The organism is Micromonospora sp. LOL_013 (assembly GCF_048060315.1).
Lineage (GTDB): Bacteria > Actinomycetota > Actinomycetes > Mycobacteriales > Micromonosporaceae > Micromonospora_E.
Genome location: NZ_JBHMIQ010000074.1, coordinates 1 through 5,996, shown reverse-complemented (window position 1 = coordinate 5,996; position 5,996 = coordinate 1). Strand labels below are relative to the sequence as shown.

The 5,996-nt window shown below is 70.6% G+C and carries 4 protein-coding genes; 2 read left to right on the top strand and 2 right to left on the bottom strand.

Features of this window, described 5'->3' with window-relative positions; genetic code table 11:
* Positions 1–86: 86 nt before the first annotated feature.
* Both leuA and ACFHWS_RS28175 read right to left on the bottom strand, forming a co-directional pair.
* Positions 87–1,784 carry a 2-isopropylmalate synthase gene (gene leuA / locus ACFHWS_RS28180; protein ID WP_416569543.1) on the bottom strand — a complete coding sequence of 566 codons (1,698 nt, stop codon included), beginning with the start codon at positions 1,782–1,784 and terminating at the stop codon, positions 87–89.
* A 511-nt stretch (positions 1,785–2,295) separates the two neighbouring features.
* Positions 2,296–3,138, bottom strand: coding sequence for a hypothetical protein (locus tag ACFHWS_RS28175; protein WP_416556611.1), 843 nt, complete (start codon positions 3,136–3,138; stop codon positions 2,296–2,298).
* Positions 3,139–3,414: 276 nt separating this feature from the next.
* On the opposite strand from ACFHWS_RS28175, the gene ACFHWS_RS28170 reads away from it, so the two are divergent.
* Positions 3,415–4,680 carry an aspartate kinase gene (locus ACFHWS_RS28170; RefSeq protein WP_416556612.1) on the top strand — a complete coding sequence of 422 codons (1,266 nt, stop codon included), beginning with the start codon at positions 3,415–3,417 and terminating at the stop codon, positions 4,678–4,680.
* A gap of 6 nt (positions 4,681–4,686) precedes the next feature.
* On the top strand, positions 4,687–5,766 hold the full coding sequence (locus ACFHWS_RS28165; protein ID WP_416569542.1) for an aspartate-semialdehyde dehydrogenase: 1,080 nt from the start codon (positions 4,687–4,689) through the stop codon (positions 5,764–5,766).
* Positions 5,767–5,996: the final 230 nt, after the last annotated feature.

Below are 5,996 nucleotides of genomic sequence, written 5' to 3'. Positions count from 1 at the left end.
GCTGGGACACCCGGCCGACAACCCGCCGACTCAGGTAACGCCTATTGCCGGTCGCTCTAAGTGGATCTTGGCTCGGTGCCGCCGGCTCAGCCGGCGCGTCGGCTGCGGTTCACCGCGCTGGTCACTGCCCGCACCGAGGCGATCACGATGTTCGAGTCCAGCCCGACACCCCAGACCGTACGGTCGCCGACCTCGCACTCCACGTACGCCGCCGCCTGCGCGTCGCCGCCAGCGGAAAGCGCGTGCTCGTGGTAGTCCAGCACCCGCACGCTGACGTTCACCGCCTGCAGCGCGTTGACGTATGCGTCGATCGGGCCGTTGCCCGCCGAGTCCAGGGTGTGCCGGACGCCGTCGACCACGACCACCGAGGTCGCTTCCACCTTGCCGTCGACCGTGCTTGTCGCGTACGACTCCAGGGTCACCGCCGGCCCGGTCCGCTGACCGCCGAGGTACTCGTCGGCGAAGATGTCCCACATCCGCTGCGGCTCGATTTCGCCGCCGGAGTCGTCGGTGACGGCCTGCACCACGCCGGAGAACTCGATCTGCAGCCGCCGGGGCAGGTCCAGGTTGTGTTCCTGGCGCATAACGTACGCCACCCCGCCCTTGCCGGACTGCGAGTTGACCCGGATCACCGCCTCGTAGGTGCGCCCCACGTCACGCGGGTCGATCGGCAGGTACGGCACCCCCCAGGAGTGTTCGTCGACCTGGACGCCGGCTGCGTCGGCGTCGGCGGCCAGCGCGTCAAAGCCCTTGTTGATGGCATCCTGGTGGGAGCCGGAGAACGCGGTGTAAACCAGGTCCCCGGCGTACGGGTGCCGCTCGTGCACCGGCAGCTGGTTGCAGTACTCGACGGTCCGCTTGATCTCGTCGATCTGGCTGAAGTCGATCTGTGGGTCGACACCCTGGCTGAACAGGTTCAGCCCCAGAGTTACCAGGTCGACGTTGCCGGTGCGTTCACCGTTGCCGAACAGGCAACCCTCGATCCGGTCCGCGCCGGCCAGCAGACCCAGCTCGGCGGCGGCCACGGCGGTGCCCCGGTCGTTGTGCGGGTGCAGCGACAGCACCACACTCTCCCGCTGTGGCAGCCGCCGGTGCATCCACTCGATCGAGTCGGCGTACACGTTGGGGGTGGCCATCTCGACGGTGGCCGGCAGGTTGATTATCAGCGGCCGGTCCGGGGTCGGCGCGATCACGTCGATGACCGCGCTGCACACCTCCAGCGCGTAGTCCAGCTCGGTGCCGGTGTACGACTCGGGGGAGTACTCGTAGAAGATGTCGGTGTCCGGGGTGTGGATCTCGGCGTACTTCTGGCACAGCCGCGCCCCGGTGGTGGCGATGTCGGTGATCCCGGCCTTGTCCAGGCCGAAGACCACCCGGCGCTGCAGCACCGACGTCGAGTTGTAGAAGTGCACGATGGCCCGCTTCGCGCCGCGCAGCGACTCGAAGGTCCGGTCGATCAGATGCTCCCGGCACTGGGTCAGCACCTGGATCGTGACGTCCTCGGGGATCAGGTCCTGCTCGATCAGCTGCCGGACGAACTCGAAATCGGTCTGGCTGGCCGCCGGGAAGCCGACCTCGATCTCCTTGTAGCCCATCTGCACCAGCAGCTGGAACATCCGGCGTTTGCGGTCCGGCGACATCGGGTCGATCAGCGCCTGGTTGCCGTCACGCAGGTCGACGGCGCACCACCGGGGCGGCTGCTTGATGCGGCGGGTTGGCCACTGCCGGTCGGGTACGTCGACGGCGAACTGCTGGTGGTAGGGCTGATAACGCTGGTACGCCATCCGGCTCGGCTGCTGCCGGGCGATCGGATCGGTGGCGGGCTGGTCGGTGGCGACCCGATCGGTGGTGGGCTGGACGTCGACGGACTGCCGTGCTGGGCCGGCGGTTGGCTGTGCCATGGTGCGATCTCCTGGTCTGGGACGGTCCCGCGCTGTCGCGTCCGCCGGCCGGCGGCGGCACCTCGGTCCGGTCGGCCGGCAGGGCCCGGCGGCGATCCGGTCGCGGTGGCCGCGTCGGTCATGGTGGCCGTTTCGGTCGCGGTGGCCGCGTCGGTACGGCGAAGGGCGGCGGCCCGGTTCGGTCAGCTGGGCGGCGCGCTCGCCCAGGTGCGGCGAACGGTGCCGGAGCGGCTGGACAGCGTGGGCGCGGATGGGGTCAAGGCGGCGCGGGTCAACTCCGCGACGAGGTGCCGGCCTCGGGGGCCTCGTCGCGGCAGCGAAGGAGGAGCGCCTGCCACATGACGGCTCTCACCCTACGTGGTGATCGCGGGTTGGCAAAGCCCGGCCGGAAATCTCAGCCGGTGCCGGTCGTGGATCCGCTGCTCGTCGGCGGGGTGCCGGCACCGTTCGGCGGCACCCCGGTGGTCACCGGGCCCGGCAGCGTGATCGACGGCGGGGCCGCGCCCGGCTGGCCCGCCAACAGCAGCGTCCCGAGCTCCAGCCGTGCGCCGGTGAGGGTGCCGTCCGGGCGGTAGCAGTAGATTCCCACGTCCAGTGGCGGCTGCAACGAGGTGGTGGTCGACTCCACGGAGAAGCAGGTGCCGTCGGCGCCGTCGAGCGGTTCGGTCACCGACACCGCCAGCGGGGCACGCCGGTCGGCCAGCACCGCCCGCCAGTCGGCGAACAGGTGGTGCAGCCGAGGGTCGAGCGCCGGTTCGACCGCCGCGTCCGGGTCGCCCAGCCGGACACAGTACGACGTCACCGGGTTTCCGGCCGACGGCAGCGCACATCGGAACAGGCCATCGTCGTTCTGTGCCATCGCGACGTCGCCCGTGCCGCTCGTGCTGCTCGTACCGCCCGCGCCGCCTGGGGCGCCGCCCGGAATGTCCACCCGCCACCCGCCGTCCTCGGCCAGGGTCACCGCCACCGTCCGGTCCGGCCGACCTGGGGTCTGCAACGTGTAGAACGCTGTCATCCGCAGGTCGCTGGCGGCGGCGGCCGCCGCCGCCAACTGCGCCCGTGGTTCGGCCGGCGGGGTGCTCCCTGGCGCCGACGGCGACTGCTCGCCGGTCGGCGTGCCCTGCGGCGACGTCACCGGATCGGTGGAATCGCAGCCCAGCAGGGACAACGTGACGAACGCCACGCAGGCCAGCGCGGCAGGCGAGTTTCGTGACGCTACGGGACCCCGGGAACGCATCCGCCCATTCTGCGTACCCGCTCGGGTTTTGCGGCCGGGCGGCCCACGGACACGCCGATTTCCGTCGCCGGCCCGCCGACGACCTGCGGCCTTACGGTCCGACGGCGGGCCGTCGGCGTGTCGCGAACCGGGCCGGGCCGAACGACCGGCCGTCCCCGACGGACACGGGCGGTGACCGCACCCGGCCGGATCGTGGGAACGGCTGTCTGCGCGGGCTCCGGACGCCGGTACCCTGATGCCGGCAGGTTGGCAGCAGCTGGAGGGGAGTGGACCGCCGTGGCACTGGTGGTGCAGAAGTACGGCGGGTCCTCGGTCGCCGACGCCGAACGCATCAAGCGGGTCGCCGAGCGGATCGTCGCGGCCCGCAAGTCCGGCGACGACGTCGTGGCGGTCGTCTCCGCGATGGGCGACACCACCGACGAGCTGCTCGACCTCGCCGGGCAGATCAGCCCGCTGCCGCCCGGTCGGGAGCTGGACATGCTGCTCACCTCCGGCGAGCGGATCTCGATGGCGTTGCTCGCCATGGCGATCCACAACCTGGGCTACGAGGCGCGGTCCTACACCGGCTCGCAGGCCGGTGTGCTGACCACCTCGGTGCACGGCCGGGCCCGGATCATCGACGTCACCCCAGGGCGGCTGCAGGGCGCCCTGGATGAGGGCGCAGTGGCGATCGTGGCTGGTTTCCAGGGCGTGTCCCAGGACACCAAGGACATCACCACGCTGGGCCGCGGTGGTTCGGACACCACGGCGGTGGCGCTCGCCGCCGCGCTGCAGGCCGACGTCTGCGAGATCTACACCGACGTCGACGGGGTGTTCACCGCCGACCCCCGGATCGTGCCGAACGCCCGGCACATCAAGCAGATCACCTACGAGGAGATGCTGGAGCTGGCCGCCTGCGGGGCGAAGGTGCTGCACCTGCGCAGCGTCGAGTACGCCCGCCGGGCCGGCCTGCCGATCCACGTCCGCTCGTCGTACTCGACCAACACCGGCACCATGGTGACCGGATCGATGGAGGATCTTTCCGTGGAGCAAGCACTCATCACCGGAGTCGCCCACGACCGGAGCGAGGCGAAGATCACCATCGTCGGCGTTCCCGACGAGCCGGGCGCCGCCGCCCGCATCTTCGAGACGGTGGCCAACGCGGAGACCAACATCGACATGATCGTGCAGAACGTGTCGACCGAGGGCACCGGCCGTACCGACGTCTCCTTCACCCTGCCGAAGGCGGACGGCCCGACCGCGATGGCGGCGCTGGGCAAGGAGCAGGAGCGGATCGCCTTCAAGGGCCTGCTCTACGACGACCACGTCGGCAAGGTGTCGCTGATCGGTGCCGGGATGCGTTCCCACCCGGGCGTGGCCGCCAACTTCTTCGCCGCTCTCGCCGACGCCGGCGTCAACATCGAGATGATCTCCACCTCGGAGATCCGGGTGTCGGTCGTCTGCCGGGACACCGACCTGGATGCGGCGGTACGCGCGGTGCACGCCGCCTTCGACCTCGGCGGTACGGAGGAGGCGGTGGTCTACGCAGGCACCGGCCGGTGAGCCCCGGTGCCTGACACCAGGGCACGCCCGCTGCCCACCCTCGCGGTGCTCGGTGCGACCGGCGCCGTCGGCGCCGTCATGTGCGAACTACTCACCTCCCGGGCCAACGTCTGGGGCGAGATCCGGTTGCTGGCCTCATCCCGCTCCGCCGGGCGGCTGGTGCGTTGCCGGGGCGAGGACCTCCCGGTGCACCAGGTCAGCCCGGAAGCCTTCGACGGGGTCGACGTCGTCATGGTGGACGTGCCGGACGACGTGTCCCGGCAGTGGACACCGGTCGCCACCGAACGCGGCGCGACCGTGGTCGACAACTCGGGTGCGTTCCGGATGGACCCCGGCGTACCGCTGGTCGTGCCGGAGATCAACGCCGAGCAGGTACGCCGCCGGCCGCGCCGGATCGTCTCCAACGCCAACTGCACCGTCCTGGCCATGATCGTCGCGATCGCCCCGCTGCACCGCGAGTACGGCCTGCGTGAGCTGGTGCTGGCCAGCTACCAGTCGGTCTCCGGAGCCGGCCGGTTCGGCGTGGACCTGCTGCACAGCCAGCTGACCAGGGCGGCCAGCGACCGCACGCTCGGCTCCCGGCCGGGCGACGTACGTCAGGCGGTCGGCGACGACCTCGGCCCGTTCCCGGCGCCGCTGGCGCTCAACGTGGTGCCGTTCACCGGCGAGCTGGCCGACGCCGGCTGGTCCACCGAGGAGCTGAAACTCCGCGACGAGTCCCGCAAGATCCTCGGCCTGCCGGATCTGAAGGTCTCCTCCACCTGCGTGCGGGTGCCGGTGGTGACCGGGCACTCGGTCGCCGTACACGCGGTCTTCGGCAGTGAGGTGACCGCGGACGGTGCCCGCGAGGTGCTGCGCAACGCGCCCGGGGTGATCGTGGTCGACGACCCGGCGAACGCCGAGTTCCCGATGCCGATCGACGCGGTCGGTACCGAGCCGTCCTGGGTCGGCCGGATCCGCCGGTCGATGGACGACCCCCGGGCCATCGACTTCTTCGTCACCGGCGACAACCTGCGCAAGGGTTCGGCGCTGAACACCATCCAGATCGCCGAACTGATCGCCCGGGATCTGTCCGCCAGTCGGTGACCGACGCGCTGACGTGCGGCAGACGCTGCCGCGCTTGGCCTCAGCTGTGACTGAACGCAGTGTTTAGGTTGCAGCAGCCAGCTGAAGTGTGCTCCTCTTGATACAGAACTCTTCTAACGGTGCCTAGGGGAAACCCGAACACCACATCCTAAGGCCGCCTTCGGGCGGCCTTAGCCTCGATCCACCGATGAAGGTTGGACCGGCAGGACCCCGGATGTAGAAAGTGCCCT